This is a genomic window from Haloarchaeobius pelagicus, assembly GCF_051207375.1.
GTDB lineage: Archaea > Halobacteriota > Halobacteria > Halobacteriales > Natrialbaceae > Haloarchaeobius.
Genome location: NZ_JBPJZD010000001.1, coordinates 91444 through 110972, shown reverse-complemented (window position 1 = coordinate 110972; position 19529 = coordinate 91444). Strand labels below are relative to the sequence as shown.

The following is a 19529-nucleotide window of genomic DNA, read 5'->3' as shown; positions in this document are numbered from 1 at the left end:
TCGGTGATGCACGTATATCAAACTCGCGCCTGTCCGAAGACGACCTGTCTGGCGGTTCCAGGCACATCTCGGACCTGTACCGCCCGGAATCCAGCCCCGTCGAACCACGCCCGGTACTGGTCGCTCGTGTAGCACACCCCCTCGCCGGTCGCCAGCTCGGTGACCGTCGTGGCAGTGGCCCGTTGCGAGCGGTCCCGGAGGTGGTCCACGACGACGAGCCAGCCGCCACTGTCGTTCTCGGTGAGCACGTCGTGGGCCCGCTGGACCAGGTCGCGGTTCGTCTCCGTGTCGAACTCGTGGGTCCGCATCGGGACGAAGACGCAGTCGACCGCGGGGAGGGTCGCCCCGGCGTCCTCGCTGTCCAGTGCCGCTGGCTCCCCCGCAATCGTCTCGACCGGTTCGTGTGCGAGCAACGACTCGCTCTCGGCAAGTCGTTCACGAGTATCCAGCAGCGTCACGTCGTACCCCCGGGTGGCGAACTCGACGGCGTAGGTTCCCGGCGCGCCACCCAGGTCCAGTACCCGTCCGGTCGCGTCCGTCCCCGAAATCGCGTGCTGTGCCGCCGTCACGCAGGCCCGGACCGTCGCCGCGTCGGTCGCCTGCACGTGGCCGAGCTCGTTCCAGGTCGCGTCTGCGGCGTCGGGTCCCGATGCAGGCGGCTCCCCTCGCCGCATCGTCTCCGGAAGCGCCCGGAGCGCGTCGAGCACGTCGAGTTCGTGCGGGAGTCGGCTCACGGAGCGAAGGTCACTCGCCGCGAGGAAGCCCAGTGCCCGGTTCGTCGGCTCGTAGGCCCCGTCAACCTGCGCGAAGAATCCCTCGTCTGCCAGTGCCTCGACCGTCAACCGGGCGGCTCGCTCGGTGATGCCCGTCTTCGCGGCGACCTCGGCCGGTGTGTCGGCGTCGGCGACGAGCGCGTCGAGTACGCCCGTCTCGCGGGCGGCCCACAGCAGAAACAGCGTCTCCGTCCTCGTCTCCGTCTGCTCGCTCATGCCCGAGTCATGGGGTGCGGGCTACGTCAACCTTGCAGCCTCACCCCTGCATCCTGACGAAGCGAACGCCGCCGCGGTCTTCGGTCTCCAGCGACCCGTCGGCCCGGCGGGTCGCGGCGATGAGGCGCTGGCTGGCCGTCCCGATGGGCGCGAGCAGCCGCCCACCAGGCCGGACCTGCTCGACCACCGCCGGGGGGAACTCGGGCGCTGCACAGGTCAGGTACGCCGCGTCGTAGGGCGCGTGCTCGGGCCAGCCCGCGCGCCCGTCGCCGACCCGAATCGAGATGTCGTCGTAGCCCAGCCGGGCCAGCCGCGTGCGGGCCCGCTGTGCCAGGTCGTCGTTGTACTCCACCGAGAAGACGTTCCCCGGACCGACCACCTCGGCGGTGACCGCGGCGTGGTAGCCACACCCCGTACCGATCTCCAGGACCCTGTCCCCGGGCTCCAGGGCCAGCTCGTCGACCATGATGGCCACCATGTGCGGCGCGCTGATGGTCGCCCCGTCGCCGATGGGGAGCGGCCGGTCGGCGTACGCCTCGCTCTGGTGGCCGCTGGGGACGAACTCGTGTCGCGGGACCGCCCGCATCGCGTCGAGTGTGGACTCGCGCTCGATGTTCTCGCGGCGAGCGAGTCCGTCGACGAGCGAGTTCCGAGCGGTCTCGAAGTCGGTGGCCATGGTCGTCTCTGGTCGTCCGGAGATTGGACCGCGAGCCTGAAAGCGGTTCGCGTTGGAAAAGTGAGGTCTCGCCGGTTACCAGGCGGACCAGGCCGTCGTCTCCTCGTCCCAGGCGTAGACGCGCTTTGCGTCCTTCGCGATGACGGTGTCACCGGCGTGGCTGAGGTGGTCCTGGTGGTAGCCCTCGGCGTCCTGGCGGACCGCGATGCCCTTCACGGTGAACTCAGCCTCGCCGAACACCTCCTTCTCGCCGACGGTGAACTCGTAGTCACCGGGCACGTGGACCTTCTCCGCACGGGTCTCGTTGTTCCGGCCGTCGCGCGGGTGGATGGTCACGTTCACGCCGACGTTCCCGACCGCCCGGGTCCAGAACACGTCGACGTCCTTCGCGAGCGCCTCGTCGGTCCGCTGCTCCTTGCCGACCTCCAGGTCGGTGATACGCACCGTCATGATGGCCTCCTCGGTGTCGAGGATGAACTCCTCGCCCACCGCGACGGTCTCCTCGGCGGGGGCGTCGACCCGCGCCGTGAAGGAGTCGCCGTCCTGGCTGACGACGACCTTGACGTTCACCGTCTCGTCCTCCTCGATTCGCTCCTTGTGGACGTGACTGCACTCCGTACAGCGTACCGTGTACATGTCGCCGCGCTCCTTCAGCACCTCGTGGACGGTCTCACCCGACGCACAGGAGGGGCAGGGAACGGCGACGCGTTCTGCGACCTCGGTCATAGTCGGTTCTAGCAGGGAGCGCGGTAAAAGCCGTCGGAGTCCGTCTCGTGTGGTTGCGTGTGCCACTCGGCCGGTCGTGGGCGGTCGTCTGCTGGTGGTTTCTCGGGCAGTTCGTCGTCCGAGTCCTGCACCATAATCGTGGCGCGCGCGGCCGAGACGGGCGAGCGATAGCGAGGTGTGTCGAAGGCGACGCGCGAGGGGCGACCGAAGTGGAGCAACGCGGAACGGAGGGAGTCGGCTGGGGAGGGTGTGGTTGCGGGGCTGTGCGGTGGCGGTGGCGGTGGCGGTGGCGGTGGCGGTGGCGGTGCGGTGGCGGTTTCCACTACCATCGGCACGAGTCCTCGACTCGTCGCCACCAGCACTCCTTGCACCGCCAACCGTCCGACTCCTCACCTCGATTCGACCAGAAACAGCACCCGACGAAATCCGAATGCAGAAAACGTCGTTACCCGATATCGACAGGCAGCTCGACCGCCTCCCCGTCTCGCGGCTTCACCGGTCGACCGTCGGGAGCTCTACGACCTCCCCGTCCGCATACACCGTCGGGTCGCGGATGATGCCGTCCTGGTGGATAGGCGCGCTCACGTCGCCGCCGATACCGGCGTCGTCCCCGAAGGCGATGTGGACGGTCCCACCGGCCTTCTCGTCCAGAAGCACGGACCCCACCAACTCGGTCACGGCGACGTTCGTCCCGATGCCGAGTTCGGCGAGGTTGTAGGCGTCCTGCCCGACCTCCTCGGCCGCGGTCTCCAGCATCGCGTCGATCTCCTCGGAGTCCGTCGACGTGACGTAGCCGTCCTCGACCTCGATAGTCACCGTCTCGCCCGCCGCGAGCAGCCCGTGGGGGTCGATGGTGCCGTCGACGACGTAGGTCCCGTTCGCGGTTTCAGGTGAGACGAACACCTCACCGGCGGGGAGGTTCGAGAAGTCGCCCGGCTCGTGGACCATTCCGGTGTCGGAACGCCAGTCGCGGTCGCCGATCTCGAAGGTGATGTCGGTGCCCAGGTCGGTGGTCACGCGAACCTCGTCGGCGTCGGCGACCTGTTCCAGCATCGCCTCGCACTCGGCCGCGATGTTCTCGTAATCGGCGTCGAGCCCGGTCGTGAACACCTCCTCGGTGATGCCGGGAAGGGTCGACCCGCGAGCGCCCGCCTCGCAGGCGTTGCCCCGGGCGCGGGTGTGGCTGATGCTCTTGGTCGTCGGCGCGAGGAACACGTCGCTGGCTTCCATCGCGGCCGCGACGGGGGCGGGCGGCTCCTCGCCGTGCTGGTCGCCCGGCGGGTAGCGCGCGATGGTGACGTCCTCGGTCACGGCGGCGGCCGCCTCGTACAGCGCCTCGCCGATGGGCTGGCGCTTGTCGTCGGTGACGATGACGCAGGACTCGTCTGGCTGCACCGCGAGACACTGCCGGATGGCCGTCTCGGCCGGCTCCTGGAGGTCTGACATACGAACTCGAACTCGGGGACGGCTGAAAGAGCTTATCGTCTCGGTGCCGCCGCGTGGCGGACGCTCCTCGCCCGCGGACACCTGCCGCGTCGGTCCCGAGAACCACCGCTCAGATGAGCGTGGTCGCGAGCATCAACAGCAGTCCCAGGATACCGAGGACCGAGCCGTCGCACTCGACGTGACGCATGGCACTGTCGCGGTGGGCGGTGTCCCGAACGAACAGCTGCTTCGCCGGGCTGTTCCGGTCTGTCGTCGTCCGGATCGACCGGATTCCCCCGACGAACAGCACCAGCCCCGCGACGAACACCCCAACTGTGAACATACTCCATCGTACAGATTTCCGGACTGATATTTAATATTTGCACATTATCCATCATGGAACTATTGGCGGTGGCTGAGAACGGAGGTAATCACGCGTTACACCCCACAGCTGTTCACACATCACAGCCCACCGGTACGACCGAACCGCCAGACGTCGCGTCGATTCGAAGAACTTACTCGACTCCGAAGTAGGTACGGACCTCGAAACCGTTATGCACGGTGTCTGTGCACCTTCGCGTATGATCCAGGTGGCCATCAACGGCTACGGTACCATCGGCAAACGCGTGGCTGACGCCGTCACAGCCCAGCCCGACATGGAGGTCCTCGGCGTCGCGAAGACGCGCCCCAACTTCGAAGCCGAGACCGCCGTCGAGAAGGGATACCCGCTGTACGCCGCCATCGAGGACCGGCTCGACCAGTTCGACGAGGCCGGCATCGAGGTCGCCGGGACCGTCGACGAGCTGGTCGAGGCGGCCGACATCGTCGTCGACGCCTGTCCCTCCGGCATCGGTGCCGACAACAAGGCGATGTACGAGGAGTACGACACCCCGGCGCTGTTCCAGGGCGGCGAGGACGCCGACGTGGGCGAGGCGAGCTTCAACGCCCGCGCGAACTACGACGAGGCGGGCGACGCCGACTACGTCCGCGTCGTCTCCTGCAACACGACCGGCCTCTCCCGGCTGGTCGCCCCCCTCGAAGAGGCATACGGTATCGAGAAGGTCCGCGCCACGCTGGTCCGCCGCGGCGGCGACCCCGGCCAGACCGGCCGCGGCCCCATCAACGACATCCTGCCGAACCCGGTCACGCTGCCGAGCCACCACGGCCCCGACGTGAACACCATCTTCCCCGACCTCAACATCGACACGCTCGGGATGAAGGTGCCGGCCACCCTGATGCACACCCACAGCATCAACGTCGAACTCGAATCACGCCCCGACGCCGCCGAGGTGCGCGAACTCCTCGAATCGCAGTCCCGCACCTTCGTCGTGCCCGACCACATGGACATCGACGGCGCGGGCAAGCTCAAGGAGTACGCCATGGACCGTGGCCGCCCGCGCGCCGACATCTGGGAGAACTGCATCTGGGGCGCGTCCATCACGATGGAGGACAACGACCTCTACCTGTTCCAGGCCATCCACCAGGAGTCCGACGTGGTCCCCGAGAACGTCGACGCAATCCGTGCGGTTCTCGGCACGAAATCCGCCGAAGAGAGCGTCGACGTGACGAACGACTCGATGGGGATGGGCTTCTGAACGCACGGTGAGTGTCGGGGACAGAAGGTTTTTGACCTGACGCCCGCTACCCACGTCCATGCGTCGTGACGACCGTGACGAACCGTTCGACGACTTCTTCAAGGAGATCGAACGGATGATGAACGAGATGATGGGTGACCGGTCGATGGACATGCACTTCGAGGGCGACGCTGGCTTCGGTTCCGACACGCATGTCGACATCCACGAAACAGACGACGAGATCCGCGTCATTGCGGACATGCCAGGTGTCGAGAAAGACAACATCAAACTTGAATGCGACGGCGAGGCGCTGACCATCGGCGCCGAGAGCGAGCACCGACAGTACCACGAGCGCGTCGAACTGCCCACGCGCGTGGACGAACACAGCGCGACCGCGACCTACAACAACGGGGTCCTCGAGGTCGTCTTCGACCGGATGGACAGCTCGGCCGACATCGACCTGAAGTAGGTCCCCCTACCCCGATTCTGCGGTCGTTCGTATCACGTCCGCGAGCCGGTCGTAGAACCCCGGCTCGTACTTGTCCGCGTCGTCGATGGTCGGCCGCGCGTTCGTCTCGTTGACCAGGACTCGGTCGTTCTCCTCGTCGACCAGCAGGTCCACACCGAGGAACGTGATGTCGAGCGCGTCGGCAACCGACTCCGCGAGCCGGCGGTACTCGGCATCGAGGTCGACCGGCGTCGCAGTCGCCCCCCGGTGGACGTTGTGCTTCCAGCGTCCGGCTTCGCGGTCGGGCTCGGGCAGCCGGCGCTCGACCGCGCCGACGTACTCGCCGTCGAGCACCATCACGCGGTAGTCCCGCGCGTCGGGGATGTACTCCTGCACCAGGAACGACCGGTCGCCCGTCGCACGATAGTCGTGGACGAGGTCGAGATAGTCGGTGACGCCGAGGAACGAGTCGAGGTCGCCGACCTTCGCGACGCCCACGCCTCTCGTCGTCGAGTTCGGCTTGAGTACGACCGGTGGCTCGAAGTGCTCGAACGCGGCGGCCAGTTCGGACTCGTCGACGGGGTTCGACACCACCACCGATTCGGGAACGGGGATGCCGGCCTGGCCGAGCCGGGCGAGCACGCCGGCCTTGTTCCGGGACGTGAGAATCGCGTCCCGGCCGTTCATCCACGGGACGTCCAGCAACGCGTCGGCCACGTCACCCTCCATGAGCCGGCTGGGGTAGACGAAACCGACGTCGAAGTCACCGGGTGCGAAGGGTGCGTCGGCGGGCGAGAGCGGGAGCGTCCGCTCGTCTACCTGGACGTACTGGACCGAGACGCCACGCTCTCCGAGTGGCGCACGCATGCGCTCGAACGTCTCCGCATTGGTGACGACGGCGAGGTCGACCATGCGAGGGCGTTCGAGCGCGAAAAGAAAAGCGCTCGCTTACGCGATGAGCTTCTCTTCACCGCGTTCGACGACGACGCGGCACGGCGGCGAGATCTTGTTGTAGGCACGGCGGAACGCGTCCTTGACGACGGGTGCCTGCTCGACCGTACACCAGCACGTAAAGAGACGCTCGCCACGCGGGATGCGGGCGGCAGTCCCGACGACCTTCCCGAACGCCTGGCGCATCCCGTCGGAAACACGGTCTGCCCCTGCGCCGGTCGCCTGCTTGTTCTCGCGCAGGACGTGGTGCGGGAACTTCCGCAGGATCATGTAGTAGTTGCCCTCGCCGAGTTCCTTGATGAGGTGGCGGTTCGCCGACAGGCGCGATGCCTCCATCGAGCCGTGGCGGATCTGGCACTCCTCCTCGAGGACGAGGCTGATCTGGACCGGCCAGTCGTCGGGCTCGGACGCCGTGTCGCCCATCTTGTGCTGTGCAATCTTCGAACCGGGGATGCCTGTGATGTATTCACGTCGCGTGTACGCGGGCTTCGAAATCTCCCGGTACATCGAGGCGGGTTTGTCCGACATGGTTATTACGGACAACTGAGGCTGAGAACGTGAATAAAGCCTTCGAAGCGGGAGCGGTTCCCGCCGCCCGGCAGAACCGGGGCGACATGCGGGAGCATGACCGCTCAGGCCCCGGTGGAAAAAGACCGCAAAAACAGACAGATAGAATAAACGTTGACTCAGGCGCAGACGTATTCGTCGCCGTCGCGCTCGACGTGGCCGTCCTTCGAGAGGGACTTCAGGACGCTCAGGAGCGCGATCTTCTTCATGCCCAGGGTGGTCTGAATCTCGTCGACAGTCGCCGAGCCGGCCGTCTCCAGGAAAAAGTAGACGAGCTTGGCGCGCGGCGAGGTGAGGGTTTCCGGCAGCGGTTCGAAGGTCGGTTTGACGACAGCCTGTTGAATGCTCATTGTGTTTGTGAGGTCGCATTTCTCCAATATAAATCTATGCAGGGGAGAGTAGAAACTCCTAGAATGGCATTAAATGTGTACGTACGCAATGACACACGATTGAGACTGTTTGTCATATCCCTGGAACCGCCATCCGGCCGACCCATACCTGGCGTTCCTGTCGCGTAGGGTCCGAAGAATACCGACGAGCGTCAACCGCCGACTGTGGTAGGACACGGGACGACGGCCATGCAGCCACTCACGGCCGCCGTCTGAGCATGAGTATCGGCAGGGAACGCTCGATAGAGGCACGTGCCCGACGTGGGCAAGTGAGACTCCAGCGCACAGCGGGTGACCGCTGCATCTACTTCTTTGGACCCATGTATTAAAATCTTGCCCATTAGCGCAAAGATAGCCAGCAATTCCCCGATACAACATACAAACAGCAAATTAATTCGCGAAACAGACACAGAAGCAACTATTTCTTGTTCGCGCCCCCGTGGAACTGCCCGTTCGTCAGATGAGGCTGGCTGGACGAACGGTGAGATGACGGGGCGGCTCCACCGACGCGTCGCCACACGACGGTGGAGAAATCGGCATACGCGTGCCCGGGAACAACCGCCGATGTCGTCACTGGCAGGCAGTACGCGAAAGAAATCCGCTCCGGTGTTCGTGTCTACAGACGCGTCAGGTTGGCCGCGCGCGGGCCCTTGTCGCCGTCGACGATGTCGAACTCGACTTCCTGGCCCTCTTCGAGGTCCTCGCCGCCGATGTCCGCCATGTGGAAGAACACGTCGTCGTCTTCGTCTTCAGTATCGATGAAACCGTAACCGCCGGACTCCTTGAAGAAGTCCACAGTGCCTTTCGCCATTACGACTGGACGGAGTGGGCAGTCCGAAATAACGTTTTCGAGATACTCGCCACTGCCGGCGCTCACGGTGCTGTCGTCATTGCTTCTGGACGGACCCGGCGTGTACGTCTAGCCCTTCCGAATACCTCGCCATTGTGACGAGTCTGTGCGGACGAACCGGCGTGGCGCTAGCGGCCCGACAGGAACGTCGACTGAGACCTCAGTCGGCGGGAGTACCTCTGTCGCTTTGTCGCTCGGTCGCCACTAGTTCGGTATGGCGGTCTCGCAGCTCGCACCCGTCGACCAGTACGGCGGACTCGGCATCCAGCTCTTCGAGTTCACCGTGACGGCGCTCGGGCTGTACCTGTTCGGTCGAATCATCCTCGAACCCGGCATCCGCTGGGTACTGGCGCGAAGCCGCCTCAACGAGACGTTCGAGCAGGCGCTCGGGAAGGTCGTCCACGTGCTCGTCATCGGCGGCGCTCTCACCGGCGGCATCGCCGCCGCCGGCTTCCGGACCGCGTTCGTCGGCTCGGCCATCGTGGCGGCCGGGGTCACACTCGCGATCGGGTTCGCCGCACGGGACGTCCTCTCGAACTTCGTCGCAGGGGTGTTCATCATCCAGGACCCGAAGCTGAACGTCGGCGACACCATCACCGTCGACGGCGTGACCGGGACCATCCGCGACATCGGCTTCCGCGTCACCCGCGTCAGGACGCCGGACAACGAGACCGTCCTCATCCCGAACACGCAACTCGTCACACTGACCATCCGGAACCAGACGGTCAACGACCCGGTGAGTATCAGCTACGAGTTCGGCATCGACTACGACGAGGACGTCGAGGCGACCATCGACCTCCTGCGGGCCATCGCCGCCGAGAACGACGTCATCCTCGATACGCCAGCCCCGACCATCCGCGTCACCGACCTCGCGGACACCTCGGTCATCATCACGGCCCGGGTCTGGCTCCACAAGGAGGACCGCCGCCGGCTCCCGGAGATTCGGTCGGCGTACCTCACCGCCGTCCACCAACGCTGTCTCGCGCACGGGATCGACCTCAGCACGACCAGCCAGCACGCGCTCTCGGGGGCGCTCACGGTCGACGAACCGGCACTTGGGATGGCTCGGACCGCAGAGTCCGCGACCGCCGAGCAGGGGACGAACGGGGGCGAGAACGAGGGCTTCTGGCGGCGCGGCGACGACGAATCCACGTGGTATGAGGACGACGAGTCTCGACGGGGCGAAGATGACGACTCACGGCTGGTCGAACCCTGACCGGCCGGGTCGGTCGGCACGTTCCCCACCAGCGCGTCCCGACCGACCGTTCCCGGGGTATCTCGGCCGGGGCGAACCGGCCCTAACTGTCTCGGCCGGGGCCTCAAGCGTCCCGGCGGAAACCGTCCGTTCAAACCGTTTGAACGGGCTGAACGGCGGTGAAGTCAGCCCAACGGCGTCACCGGTTGAAGGGGGAGTAGCCCTGCGTACCGGGTGTGATGAAACTCGAACGCTACGCGCTGTCGACGGTTACCGCCGTCCTGTTGCTCGCGGCCGCGGCGGTCCTCGTTCCCGGGGCGGTCCCCGCCACCGTCCCCGGTGAGACACTGCTCGAACTCACCCTGTGGACGACCACGCTCCTGTTCGGGGCGACCGCCGCCTTCTGGTTCGTCCTGACCTACGTCGTCGGTCAGGGCTACGACTCGCCCGCGCCCGCCTACGACGGCGACGACGTCCAGGTCCGCATCCTCACCATCGACGCGGCCGAGGTCGTCCAGGCCACGGTCGATTCCCTGCCCGCCGAGCTGGCCGACGTCCGCGTCATCGCCGAAGAACCCATCTCGGTCGACGGTGCCGAGGTCCACGTCGTCCCCGACGACTTCGAGTGCACGGCCGTCCGCAAGGGCCGCGCCATCGAGTGGGCGCGCCGGACCCTCGCCTGCGAGCGCGAGTTCGTCTGCTACCTCGACGAGGACAGCGTCGTCGAGTCCTGGAACGGGCTTCCGGACGCCGACGTGGTCCAGCTCCGCGAACAGCCCCGCCGGACCGGCTCCGTGCTCAGCTACCTCGCCGACGTCTACCGGATGGGCGTCCAGCTCGAACAGCGCGCGTTCGCGCGGCTCCAGATCCCCCTGTTCGCGTGGGGCGGCGGCATCGCGATCCGGAGCGACCTCGAAGACGCCGTGACGTGGGACCGTGAGACCATCGTCGAGGACACCGCCTTCGTCTGGGCGGCCGCCCGTGAGCACGACATCTCCTTCGCCCTCTCGGAGACGACCTGCCTGAACGAGGCCCCGCCGTCACTGGGGGAGATCCTCCAGCAGCGCCGCCGCTGGGCCGCCGGCAACGTCCAGGCCGCGTCGATGCTCCCCGCCCGGTACCGGGTCCTGACCCGCGTGCGCAACTACGCCTGGGCGCTCTCGCCCATCGTGACGCTGGTCGCCGTCCCCCTCTCCGTGTTCGGCGTCTCGGTCGTCTACGGCGGCCTGTTCGTCCTCGCGTCGCTCACGCTCGCCGCGTTCACCGTGTTCTGGTACCTCCGCGGCATCGCCTACTACGGCGGTCGCGCGCTCAAGTGGACCCTCGTGCTGCCGCTCGTGCCGCTCGTCTCGCTGGTGCACTCCATGGGAACCATCGCCGGCATCCTCCATCCCCCGGACGGGTTCCGCGTCACGACGAAGGTCGGCCCGGACGGCTGACGGTCCGGCAGAGCCGACGGTTGCCGCTTCTGTCGCTGCTCACCGTTTCCGTCGCTGCTCATCGCTTCTGTCTTCACGACAGTCGCGACTCCGGCGCGACGGCACGACGCGGTCTACGCAGTGTCGTCACTTCTCCGTGTAGTCCCTGAAAAATTGTATCGTCGCGTCGTCAGCGTTCGCAGTAAGACTGCGGCGGCTTACAGACGGGTGACGTTGGTCGCGCGGGGGCCCTTCGGGGCGTCCTCGATGTCGAACTCTACTTCCTGACCTTCCTCGAGATCCGGGCCGCCGACGTCTTCCATGTGGAAGAACACGTCCTCGTCCGCATCCTCAGTCGTAATGAAACCGTAGCCGCCGGTGTCGTTGAAGAAATCAACCTTACCTTTCGCCATTTCAATTCGTTATAACGAGCGGCTTGCCGTTAAGCCTTCCGAGATAGGGCTCGAACAGCTGAACTCGGCCTACAGACCCACAGCAACCCCTATTCGAGGGTTTACTGCCTAAAAACCCACTGGACGAGTCAGCCAGCACGCATGTTGGTGTGCCGCCCACTCGTCCCTGTCTCAGAGTCGTTTCACGTTCTTCGCGCGCGGTCCTTTGTCGGTGTCGACGATGTCGAACTCGACCTCCTGGCCCTCTTCGAGGTCCGGGCCGCCGACGTCCTCCATGTGGAAGAACACGTCGTCGTCCGCGTCCTCGGTTTCGATGAAGCCGTAGCCGCCCGTATCGTTGAAGAAATCAACCTTACCTTTCGCCATCGTGGTTCTATACGACGTCTGGAGATACGAGGTTTACGCCTGTGTCAGCAGGTCTCACGACGGCGAGGCTTCGAGGAAGAAGAACGCCCCGCCGAGCACCAGCCCGTAGAGCAGGTGCCAGCCGACCAGTGCCGCCGTCACGTTCGGGATGGTCGCCGGGACCGGTGCACCGACGGCACCGAGCCAGATGGGCATGATGATGCCCGCCCCGAACACCGCCAGCACGATCCCGTAGACCGCACCCGCGAGGACCGTCTTCCAGAGCCAGTCGCTCACCGCGTACAACCCGGGGTCCGCGAGCACCGCCGCGAACACGACACCGAACAGCGCGCCGTGGATCAAGTGAGCCGCCCACCCGACCACGATGTTCCCCTCGAAGCCGTACAACCCGGCGATGGCGACCCGGAGCGTCTCCATCCCCAGCAGCGTGATCGCCAGCCCCGTGACCCCCGACGCGAGGAACCCCGAGGCGGCACCGCTGCGCCACCTGAAGCGTGATTCGAACGGCGACTCCCCGACGTGCTTCTCCTTGTGAAATATTGCCATAGCTATGTGGCACCCCAGTGTGCTAGTAGTTCGCACTATGGCGGCAAAAGCGAACGCGACGATTGCCAGTGTGTTCGGCCACGTGACCGGTCACGCACGGTCGCGTCGCTCTCGAGTGCGTCGATAAATGAAAGTGGAATCGGAGTCTGCCGTCAGGACGACGGCCGAATCCCGATAGTTACAGCCGAGTGAGGTTCTTCGCGCGGGGACCCTTGGGGGAGTCCTCGATTTCGAACTCTACTTCCTGTCCTTCCTCGAGATCCGGACCGCCAACGTCTTCCATGTGGAAGAAAACGTCCTCGTCAGAATCCTCGGTGTCGATGAAGCCGTAGCCGCCAGTGTCGTTGAAGAAATCAACCTTGCCTGTCGCCATTGCTCTTGAATAGTCCCGCTGCCGCCGGAAAAGGTTTGTGGAGGCGAGACCCCCTGGCAGTGGCATCGCCAGCCTCCCGGTCGTTCCACGGCGCATACGGGCCCAGAGCGAGGGAATAGTTATCTCAGTACGCGACATACTCCGTTCAAATGAGGGAAGCGGGGACCGGAACGAGTCGACATCGCGTGCGGAGTGGCCTCGAGGGCGTCCGGCAGTCACGACCCACGACCGACACCCAGCACGTCGGCGACGCCGAAATCGTAGCCCTCGTCAGTCTCCCCTTCACCTCCGTCGCCGACGCCCACCAGCGCCTCCTCGCGCTCGAGGCACTGTTCCGCGAGCGCGACGACCGACGGGCGGTCTTCCTCTCGATATACAGCCGGGTGACCGAACTGGTCGGTGCCGGCATCGAACGTGACGAGTTCGAAGACGGCGACTGGGTCGCCCGCTACCTCGTCGCGTTCGCCAACCTCTACCGCCAGGCACTGTACGACTACGAGACCGGTAACCTCGCCGCACTCTCCGACCCGTGGCAACTCGCCTTCGAGGCTGCCGACCGCGGGGACTGTCTCGTCGTGCAAGACGCCATGCTCGGCATCAACGCCCACATCAACTACGACCTCGCGTTCGCCCTGCACGAAGCCGGTGTCTCCCCCGACCGCCGCCGCAAGTACGCCGACCACTGCACGGTCAACGAGATCCTCCGGTGCCTGGTCGACGAGTCACAGGACACCCTCGCAGCGGACTACGACGCCCCCGGTATCTCGGCCATCGACGACTCCCTCGGGCGCGTCGACGAGTACCTCTCTATCCGCACCATCCGCGAAGGCCGCGACAGCGCCTGGCGGAACGCGGTCGCGCTCGAGTCCCGCTGGAGCGCCCGCCGTCGCCTCGCCCGCTGGATCACCCGTGTCACCGCGACCGGGGCGGCCTACCTCCTGTTGAGCCCGAACACCAGTTCGCGCGTCCACGGTTCCCTCCGGGAGTTCGAGACAGGGACGACCGACGACTGAGCCCACCGCGGTCGAGCTACGACCCGCCGTCTGCACGCCGCAAGCGAAGCTGCACGCGGTTCCCGCCCGCATCGCTGGTTCCGAACGAGAGGACACCACCGAACCGCTGGACGGTCCACCGAACCAGCCACAGCCCCAGCCCCGCCCCGTGACTCGTCGCCGTGATCGGTGAGTCCCCCGTCACCGTCTCGTGTTCCATCACCGGTATCTTCGGCCCGTCGTCCGCGACGACCACGTCGACCCAGTCACCGCCCGCGACCCGGTGCACTTCGAGCCACACCCGCGGCTCGGCAGCCGGGTTGTGCAGGATGGCGTTCTCGACCAGCTGGGCCAGCACCGCTTCGAGTCGCTCCGTCGCCGCGACGTGCACACCCGACGGTGTCTGGGTGCGGATCACCGCGTGGGGGAACTCCTCCCGGGAGCGGTCGACCAGTCGTTCGAGCATCGCAACGCAGTCGACACGGGGTTCCTCGGGCAGCGGTTCACTCAGCGCCCGGTCGATCGCGCCCGCCTCCTGTGTGAGCCCGTTCAGGTTCTCCGCCGCCTCGGCCAGACACGCCAGCAGCTCCATCGTGTGCTGGTTCTCGTGCTGTTCCTCCAGCAACTCCACGTACCCGGCGATGACGTTCACCTGGTTGCGGAGATTGTGTCTGAGCAACCGGTTCAGCACTTCGAGACGCCGCTCCTTTCGCCTCGTGTCCGTCAGGTCGGTGTAGATGGCGAACCCGAAGGGGTCGTCGTCCGCCGATGGAATCCCCCGGTAGAGGAACTCGCGGAGGCTGTCTGCAGTCTGCCGACGGACGACCCGGTAGTTCACCATCCCTGCGTCGGTCCGCCCGTCGAGTTCCGTCGCCTCCTCTGTGAGCCAGGACGGAACGATGAGGTCGTTGAGGGACCCTCCCAACACCGCCTCCTCGTCGTACCCGAACGTCTCGACGAACGACGCGTTGAACCCCCGCACGATCGGCTCCCCGCCGACCAGCTCGAACTCGACGACCGCATCCTGGATGTGCTCCAGCAGATGCCGAAATCGAACGGTTCCACGGCCCGAAGAAAGAGTGTACGCATCTTCGCGTACTCCTCGTTTTTCGTGTCTATCGTCGACATCCATCGGTAGTCCTTCGACATTTGTCGTGCATAGACGATGATAAACGTATTGGCACCGCGGAAAGGGCCTCGTCACACCCGCCGACCGACACGCACGGATTCGACGGACGCCACCACAGGCCGGCACCACTCACCGTGGTCGGCCGTGTCGGGAATCGACCACGTCGACACGTGCCTGAAAGATAATGTATGTTTCCTGAATGGAGTACGTGTAGGGCCGACGGCCAAAAACATCAAAACAAGGAACACCAAAGCTACCATCACCCGTCAGGAAACCCTTCGCGGGCCTGGAACAACCACGAGAACATGACAGGAGCGAGAACGGAAAACGACGGCGTTTCATTCCCGAAGTCCATCCGCCACAGACAGATCCTCGACGTCGCCGAGGAGAACCCCGACGCATCCATCGAGGAACTGGCGTCGCTGGTGCCGAGCGCGACGGCCGACCTCGTCGAACACGTCTTCGAGGAGTACGGTGACCCGGCTGCTGAGGACGACACCCCGACCGAGCCTGCCGCCACGACAGCAGCCGACGACCAGCCGAGTGCGCACGGGGACACCGACGACGACAAGGCGATGGAGACCAACGAAACCGAGACCAACGACCCCGACGAACAGTCCCCGACGGTCGACGCGACCGAGGTGAACGACTCCGGGAAGGAGACGAACGATGCAAACAGCCCGGAGAACGCCACCCCCTCCGAAACCGAGCCATCGCTCGATGAGCTCTCCGCGAAACAACGAGAGGTGCTGACCGCGGTCGCAGCCCAGCCAACGGCGACACAACAGGAGATCGGCGACCGACTGGACGTGACGGGCGCGACCGTGAGCAACCGCGTGAACAGCATCGAGGGGTTCGACTGGAGCGAACGCGAGTCGTTCGTCGACGCCGTCTTCGACGAACGACCATCCACTGCTGTACCCATGACCGGCGAGTCCACCACCACCGAGACGAACCAGACCGAATCGCACGCGACCGACGAGGAAGCGACGGTCGCCGACGCGACGACCGACGTCGAATCCGCCCTGGAGCGGATCGAAGCACGACTCGCAGACCTCGAAGCAGCCCGCGGACAGACCGAGACGAACAGCCACTCGGTGTTCGAAGACCCGGCGCTCGTCCACAAGGTCATCCACGCCTGCATGGACGCCGAGACCATCTCGAAGGACGAGGAACTGCAGGTCATCAAGGGACTACTGGAGTAACGTGGGTACACACGGCGTCGGTGCCGCTTTTCTATGGGTGTGCAGACGCTCTGCGAATCGTATCCGCGTAGAATCGTGATGCCGCCTCCCGGAGTGTGAACCTCACTCGCTCACTGCGTTCGCTCGCTGGTTCAGAATCCGCTCGGGTCTCACGTACAGAATCCGCCGCGCTCGCTGCGCTCGGCGGTCGGATTCAGAGAAGTGCCGCCTCCCGGATTTGAACCGGGGACAGCTCGATCTTCAGTCGAGTGCTCTCCCAGTCTGAGCTAAGGCGGCGCGCATCCTACACTCCGCCGATGATACAAAAAAGGATTTCGATGTGACGCGACCGAGGTGTGGGGTACCACACTGCCGTCGGCGGGTCAGCGCGCGGACGCGGAATCGAAACGTCGGCCGGTGTGGCCTTACTTCTCGGCGAGCTCGACCTCGGTGAACTCGAACCGGGCACCACCGTCGTCGCTCTCGGTGAGTCCGATGGACCAGTCGTGTGCGCGCGCGACCTGGGAGACGATGGCGAGCCCGAACCCGGTGCCGCCGTCGTCCGTGCTGTAGCCGGGGTCGAAGATCGTGTCGTGCTCGGTGGCAGGAATGCCGGGGCCGTCGTCGGCGACGTAGAACCCGTCGCGATCTGCCAGCCGCCCGACCCTGACGGTAACCGTCCCGTCGGCGGTATCCTGCCTGTCCATCCCCTCGGCCCGCTGGTGGCTCGTCGAGCCGTGCTCGACGGCGTTCGAGAGTAAGTTCTCCAGGAGCTGCTGGAGGCGACTCGTGTCGGCGACGAGTCCCAGGTTCGACTCCATCACCAGGTCGGCGTCGTCGCGCTCGACCGCCTTCCACGCCCGGTGGACCACCACGTCGAGGTGGACGGCCTCGGTGTCGCCGACGACGATGCCCTGCCTGGCGAGCGTCAGCATGTCCGAGACGAGCGATTCGACGCGTTCGAGCGCCTCGCTGGCCCGGTCGAAGTGCGCGGCGTCGCCGGTCTCTTCGGCCAGCCGGAGCTGGCCGCGTGCGACACCGACCGGGTTTCGAAGGTCGTGGCTGACGATGTTGGTGAACTCTTCCAGTCGCTCGTTCTGCGATCGTAACTCACTCTCGCGCTCGCGAAGTGCACTCTCCCGGTCCGCCCGCTCCACGGCCGACTGCAAGGTCGCGCTCAGGATCCGGGCGAGGTTCCGGTCGTCATCGTCGAAGGCACCGGGCTCCGGTGACGCGAGGACGAGCACACCGAACTCGCCCAGCGGCAACGCGAGCAGCGACCGCACGTCGACCGCCGCCTCGACCTTCGTCTCCGTCTCGGACACATCAGAGACGGACTGCACCTCGCCGGTGGTGAAAGCCTGCCACGCCGGCCCGTTCTCGCCGGGGAACGCGAGCCTGTCGTCCAGTGTCTCTGCCGTATCGTCCGTGAATGCCACCGGCTCGAGGGACGCCGTCGCCTCGTCGTACAACCGAACCGACGCGATGGGGAACCCGAGCGAGTCACAGGCCGCCTCGACTGCGACCCAGGCACACTCGTGACGGTCTCCCGTCTCCAGGAGCCGGCCCGCGGTCTGCGTAACGCTGTCCAGCCGTTGTCTGTACTGCGTCCGGTCCGTGACGTCGGTGATGAACCCCTCGAGCGCGACGAGATCACCATCGCGGTACACGCCACGACCCTGCTCCCACAGCCACCGAACCTCGCCGTCGCGCCGTCGGATGCGATACGTCACCTCGAACGGTTCCGCTGTGTCGAGGGCACGCTGCACCTCCTCCCATATCTCCTCCTGGTCGACATCGAGGATGATGTCCTCACCCCACAGGATGTCTTTCCCCTCCAGTTGTTCCGGATGGTAGCCCGTCAGGTCGAGACACCCTTCGCTGACGAACTCCATCGGCCACATCGGCTCGTTCAGGCACCGGTACACCATGCCCGGCAGGTTGCTGATGAGCGTCGAGACCATCCGCTCGGTCTCCTCGAACGCGGCCCGCGTCCGGTACGCCTCCGCGGCCTTCTCGATCCGGTTCGCGAGCAGCTCGAACTGTTCGGTGCCGCTCCCCTTCTGGAGGTAGTCGGTCACCCCCGCGGAGATGGCATCGCTCGCGACCTGCTCCGACCCCCGCCCGGTGAACAACACGAACGGGATCGACGGGTCGTACTCGCGAACAGACTCGAGCAGGTCCAGTCCATGCGCGTCCGGCATCCGGTAATCGCTGACCACGCAGTCGGGCCGGAAGCTATCGATGTACTCGAGCGCCGCCGATGCCGATCGAACCGACCGGACTTCAACACCTGACAGTTCCCGTTCGAGGAACTTCGCCGTGAGGTCCAGAAACGCCGGTTCGTCGTCGACGTGGAGCACTCGAATCGGCCCAGTCATCGACTACAACCTCGTGAGTCCCGTACTTTAATCCGATGGGGTACGACCCAGCCCTACCGATGGCCGGGAGGGGTCAGTCGTCGAACGGTTCGTCACGCTGCTCGTAGACGATCGTCAGCGTACCCGGGACCGTGCGCTTCGTCGCGTCGCGAATCTCCCTGAACTCACGAAGGACCTCGTTCGGCACGCTATCGGACCGGTTGTGCAGCTGTAACTCCTCGCGGAACGCGTTGTACGCCTGTTCCATGAGTGTCTGAACCGCCTGGGCGTCGGTCTTGTCGCTGATGTCGAACGTCGCCTCGTGTCGTGACATGGTCACAATAGGTGCCCGACGGGGAAAGCGGTGCCCACGGGTGGAGCCGGTGCTTCGAGGGGACAGATGCTACCGTCCGTCTCTGACGGTCGCAGGAAATCATGGGCCCTGTCGGATTCGTACCTCGGTCGCTGACGCTCCCTGCTTCGAATCCGCAGATATCTACGATCCGCTCGCCGCTACTGCGACTCGCAGAATCGATGGGCCCTGCCGGATTCGAACCAGCGATCACCCGGTTATGAGCCGGGGGCTTTGAACCAGACTAAGCTAAGGGCCCGACAGGTACGGATTCACCCCCGTTCCGTATCAACATTACGAACCGACTGCTTGCTGGGGACCGATAGAAGACAGCAGACGCTCGCTCGAATCTGAGTTTCGAAGAAGCGCCGTCCCGAGAACGCTCCACGTTCTCGTGGGCGCGAAAGACGCTATGCGTCTTTCGCAAGTCGCCGGACTGCGTCCGGCGGGCCGGAAAATCGCGAAGCGATTTGACGCCGTCACCAGGGCTCGAACCTGGGACCACCACGTTAACAGCGTGGTGCTCTACCAACTGAGCTATGACGGCTTGCTGCACTTGCAGATAGTCCGGGCGAATATAAAGAGACTTTCGCTTTACCGCGGCGG

22 protein-coding genes and 3 tRNA genes are annotated in these 19529 nt (G+C 65.4%); 6 read left to right on the top strand and 19 right to left on the bottom strand.

The genetic code is table 11. The features are described 5' to 3' along the window. Positions 1-17: 17 nt before the first annotated feature. The 5 genes from ACSC1S_RS00635 to ACSC1S_RS00615 all read right to left on the bottom strand — a co-directional run bounded on the left by ACSC1S_RS00635 (position 18) and on the right by ACSC1S_RS00615 (position 4159). Positions 18-989, bottom strand: a complete 972-nt coding sequence (locus tag ACSC1S_RS00635) for a methyltransferase domain-containing protein (RefSeq protein ID WP_435362721.1) — start codon at positions 987-989, stop codon at positions 18-20. A gap of 40 nt (positions 990-1029) precedes the next feature. Further along, on the bottom strand, positions 1030-1665 hold the full coding sequence (locus ACSC1S_RS00630; RefSeq protein WP_435362720.1) for a protein-L-isoaspartate(D-aspartate) O-methyltransferase: 636 nt from the start codon (positions 1663-1665) through the stop codon (positions 1030-1032). Between the two features lie 75 nt (positions 1666-1740). After that, entirely contained in the window at positions 1741-2391 is a 651-nt protein-coding gene (locus ACSC1S_RS00625; RefSeq protein WP_435316891.1) for an HVO_0476 family zinc finger protein, read from the bottom strand. Positions 2392-2883: 492 nt separating this feature from the next. Beyond that, on the bottom strand, positions 2884-3837 hold the full coding sequence (locus tag ACSC1S_RS00620; protein WP_435362719.1) for an aminopeptidase: 954 nt from the start codon (positions 3835-3837) through the stop codon (positions 2884-2886). Positions 3838-3946: 109 nt separating this feature from the next. After that, on the bottom strand, positions 3947-4159 hold the full coding sequence (locus ACSC1S_RS00615) for a hypothetical protein (RefSeq protein ID WP_435362718.1): 213 nt from the start codon (positions 4157-4159) through the stop codon (positions 3947-3949). 238 nt (positions 4160-4397) lie between these two features. Between ACSC1S_RS00615 and ACSC1S_RS00610 the strand changes: the two genes are divergently transcribed. Together ACSC1S_RS00610 and ACSC1S_RS00605 are read left to right on the top strand one after the other, a co-directional pair. Then, complete coding sequence (locus ACSC1S_RS00610) at positions 4398-5411, top strand: type II glyceraldehyde-3-phosphate dehydrogenase (RefSeq protein WP_435362717.1); 1014 nt, start codon at positions 4398-4400, stop codon at positions 5409-5411. Between the two features lie 58 nt (positions 5412-5469). Next, positions 5470-5859, top strand: a complete 390-nt coding sequence (locus ACSC1S_RS00605) for an Hsp20/alpha crystallin family protein (protein ID WP_435316887.1) — start codon at positions 5470-5472, stop codon at positions 5857-5859. Between the two features lie 6 nt (positions 5860-5865). Here ACSC1S_RS00605 and ACSC1S_RS00600 read toward each other — a convergent pair whose 3' ends face one another. The 4 genes from ACSC1S_RS00600 to ACSC1S_RS00585 form a co-directional block, all read right to left on the bottom strand. Then, positions 5866-6750 (bottom strand): ATP-grasp domain-containing protein, encoded by an 885-nt coding sequence (locus ACSC1S_RS00600; RefSeq protein WP_435362716.1) that lies wholly within the window; start codon positions 6748-6750, stop codon positions 5866-5868. 36 nt (positions 6751-6786) lie between these two features. Next, entirely contained in the window at positions 6787-7317 is a 531-nt protein-coding gene (locus tag ACSC1S_RS00595) for a 50S ribosomal protein L16 (RefSeq protein ID WP_435316885.1), read from the bottom strand. Between the two features lie 158 nt (positions 7318-7475). Then, positions 7476-7706 carry a MarR family transcriptional regulator gene (locus ACSC1S_RS00590; RefSeq protein ID WP_435316884.1) on the bottom strand — a complete coding sequence of 77 codons (231 nt, stop codon included), beginning with the start codon at positions 7704-7706 and terminating at the stop codon, positions 7476-7478. Between the two features lie 655 nt (positions 7707-8361). Then, positions 8362-8556: a cold-shock protein gene (locus tag ACSC1S_RS00585; RefSeq protein ID WP_261649763.1), complete on the bottom strand. Its 195-nt coding sequence runs from the start codon at positions 8554-8556 to the stop codon at positions 8362-8364. Positions 8557-8809: 253 nt separating this feature from the next. Here ACSC1S_RS00585 and ACSC1S_RS00580 point away from each other — a divergent pair, with 253 nt between their 5' ends. Further along, positions 8810-9811 carry a mechanosensitive ion channel family protein gene (locus ACSC1S_RS00580; protein WP_435362715.1) on the top strand — a complete coding sequence of 334 codons (1002 nt, stop codon included), beginning with the start codon at positions 8810-8812 and terminating at the stop codon, positions 9809-9811. A 218-nt stretch (positions 9812-10029) separates the two neighbouring features. Then, positions 10030-11229: a glycosyltransferase family 2 protein gene (locus tag ACSC1S_RS00575; RefSeq protein WP_435362714.1), complete on the top strand. Its 1200-nt coding sequence runs from the start codon at positions 10030-10032 to the stop codon at positions 11227-11229. Between the two features lie 197 nt (positions 11230-11426). Here ACSC1S_RS00575 and ACSC1S_RS00570 read toward each other — a convergent pair whose 3' ends face one another. From ACSC1S_RS00570 to ACSC1S_RS00555, 4 genes are all read right to left on the bottom strand, one after another. Beyond that, positions 11427-11621: a cold-shock protein gene (locus ACSC1S_RS00570; RefSeq protein ID WP_261649757.1), complete on the bottom strand. Its 195-nt coding sequence runs from the start codon at positions 11619-11621 to the stop codon at positions 11427-11429. Between the two features lie 171 nt (positions 11622-11792). Beyond that, positions 11793-11987 carry a cold-shock protein gene (locus ACSC1S_RS00565; RefSeq protein ID WP_261649756.1) on the bottom strand — a complete coding sequence of 65 codons (195 nt, stop codon included), beginning with the start codon at positions 11985-11987 and terminating at the stop codon, positions 11793-11795. A gap of 54 nt (positions 11988-12041) precedes the next feature. After that, positions 12042-12533: a histidine kinase gene (locus ACSC1S_RS00560; protein WP_435362713.1), complete on the bottom strand. Its 492-nt coding sequence runs from the start codon at positions 12531-12533 to the stop codon at positions 12042-12044. Positions 12534-12711: 178 nt separating this feature from the next. Further along, complete coding sequence (locus tag ACSC1S_RS00555) at positions 12712-12906, bottom strand: cold-shock protein (protein ID WP_261649753.1); 195 nt, start codon at positions 12904-12906, stop codon at positions 12712-12714. Between the two features lie 149 nt (positions 12907-13055). Between ACSC1S_RS00555 and ACSC1S_RS00550 the strand changes: the two genes are divergently transcribed. After that, positions 13056-13919, top strand: a complete 864-nt coding sequence (locus ACSC1S_RS00550) for a DUF5995 family protein (protein WP_435362712.1) — start codon at positions 13056-13058, stop codon at positions 13917-13919. A 16-nt stretch (positions 13920-13935) separates the two neighbouring features. Here ACSC1S_RS00550 and ACSC1S_RS00545 read toward each other — a convergent pair whose 3' ends face one another. Beyond that, entirely contained in the window at positions 13936-15030 is a 1095-nt protein-coding gene (locus ACSC1S_RS00545; protein ID WP_435362711.1) for an ATP-binding protein, read from the bottom strand. A 302-nt stretch (positions 15031-15332) separates the two neighbouring features. Here ACSC1S_RS00545 and ACSC1S_RS00540 point away from each other — a divergent pair, with 302 nt between their 5' ends. Further along, positions 15333-16232 (top strand): MarR family transcriptional regulator, encoded by a 900-nt coding sequence (locus ACSC1S_RS00540; RefSeq protein ID WP_435362710.1) that lies wholly within the window; start codon positions 15333-15335, stop codon positions 16230-16232. A gap of 202 nt (positions 16233-16434) precedes the next feature. Here ACSC1S_RS00540 and ACSC1S_RS00535 read toward each other — a convergent pair. The 5 genes from ACSC1S_RS00535 to ACSC1S_RS00515 all read right to left on the bottom strand — a co-directional run bounded on the left by ACSC1S_RS00535 (position 16435) and on the right by ACSC1S_RS00515 (position 19470). Then, positions 16435-16508, bottom strand: a tRNA-Phe gene (locus ACSC1S_RS00535). Positions 16509-16636: 128 nt separating this feature from the next. Further along, positions 16637-18592 carry a response regulator gene (locus tag ACSC1S_RS00530; protein ID WP_435362709.1) on the bottom strand — a complete coding sequence of 652 codons (1956 nt, stop codon included), beginning with the start codon at positions 18590-18592 and terminating at the stop codon, positions 16637-16639. Between the two features lie 73 nt (positions 18593-18665). Continuing rightward, on the bottom strand, positions 18666-18905 hold the full coding sequence (locus ACSC1S_RS00525) for a hypothetical protein (protein WP_435362708.1): 240 nt from the start codon (positions 18903-18905) through the stop codon (positions 18666-18668). Positions 18906-19106: 201 nt separating this feature from the next. Then, positions 19107-19182 (bottom strand) — tRNA-Ile (locus tag ACSC1S_RS00520). Positions 19183-19397: 215 nt separating this feature from the next. Next, positions 19398-19470: transfer RNA gene (locus tag ACSC1S_RS00515), tRNA-Asn, on the bottom strand. Between the last annotated feature and the right edge of the window lie 59 nt (positions 19471-19529).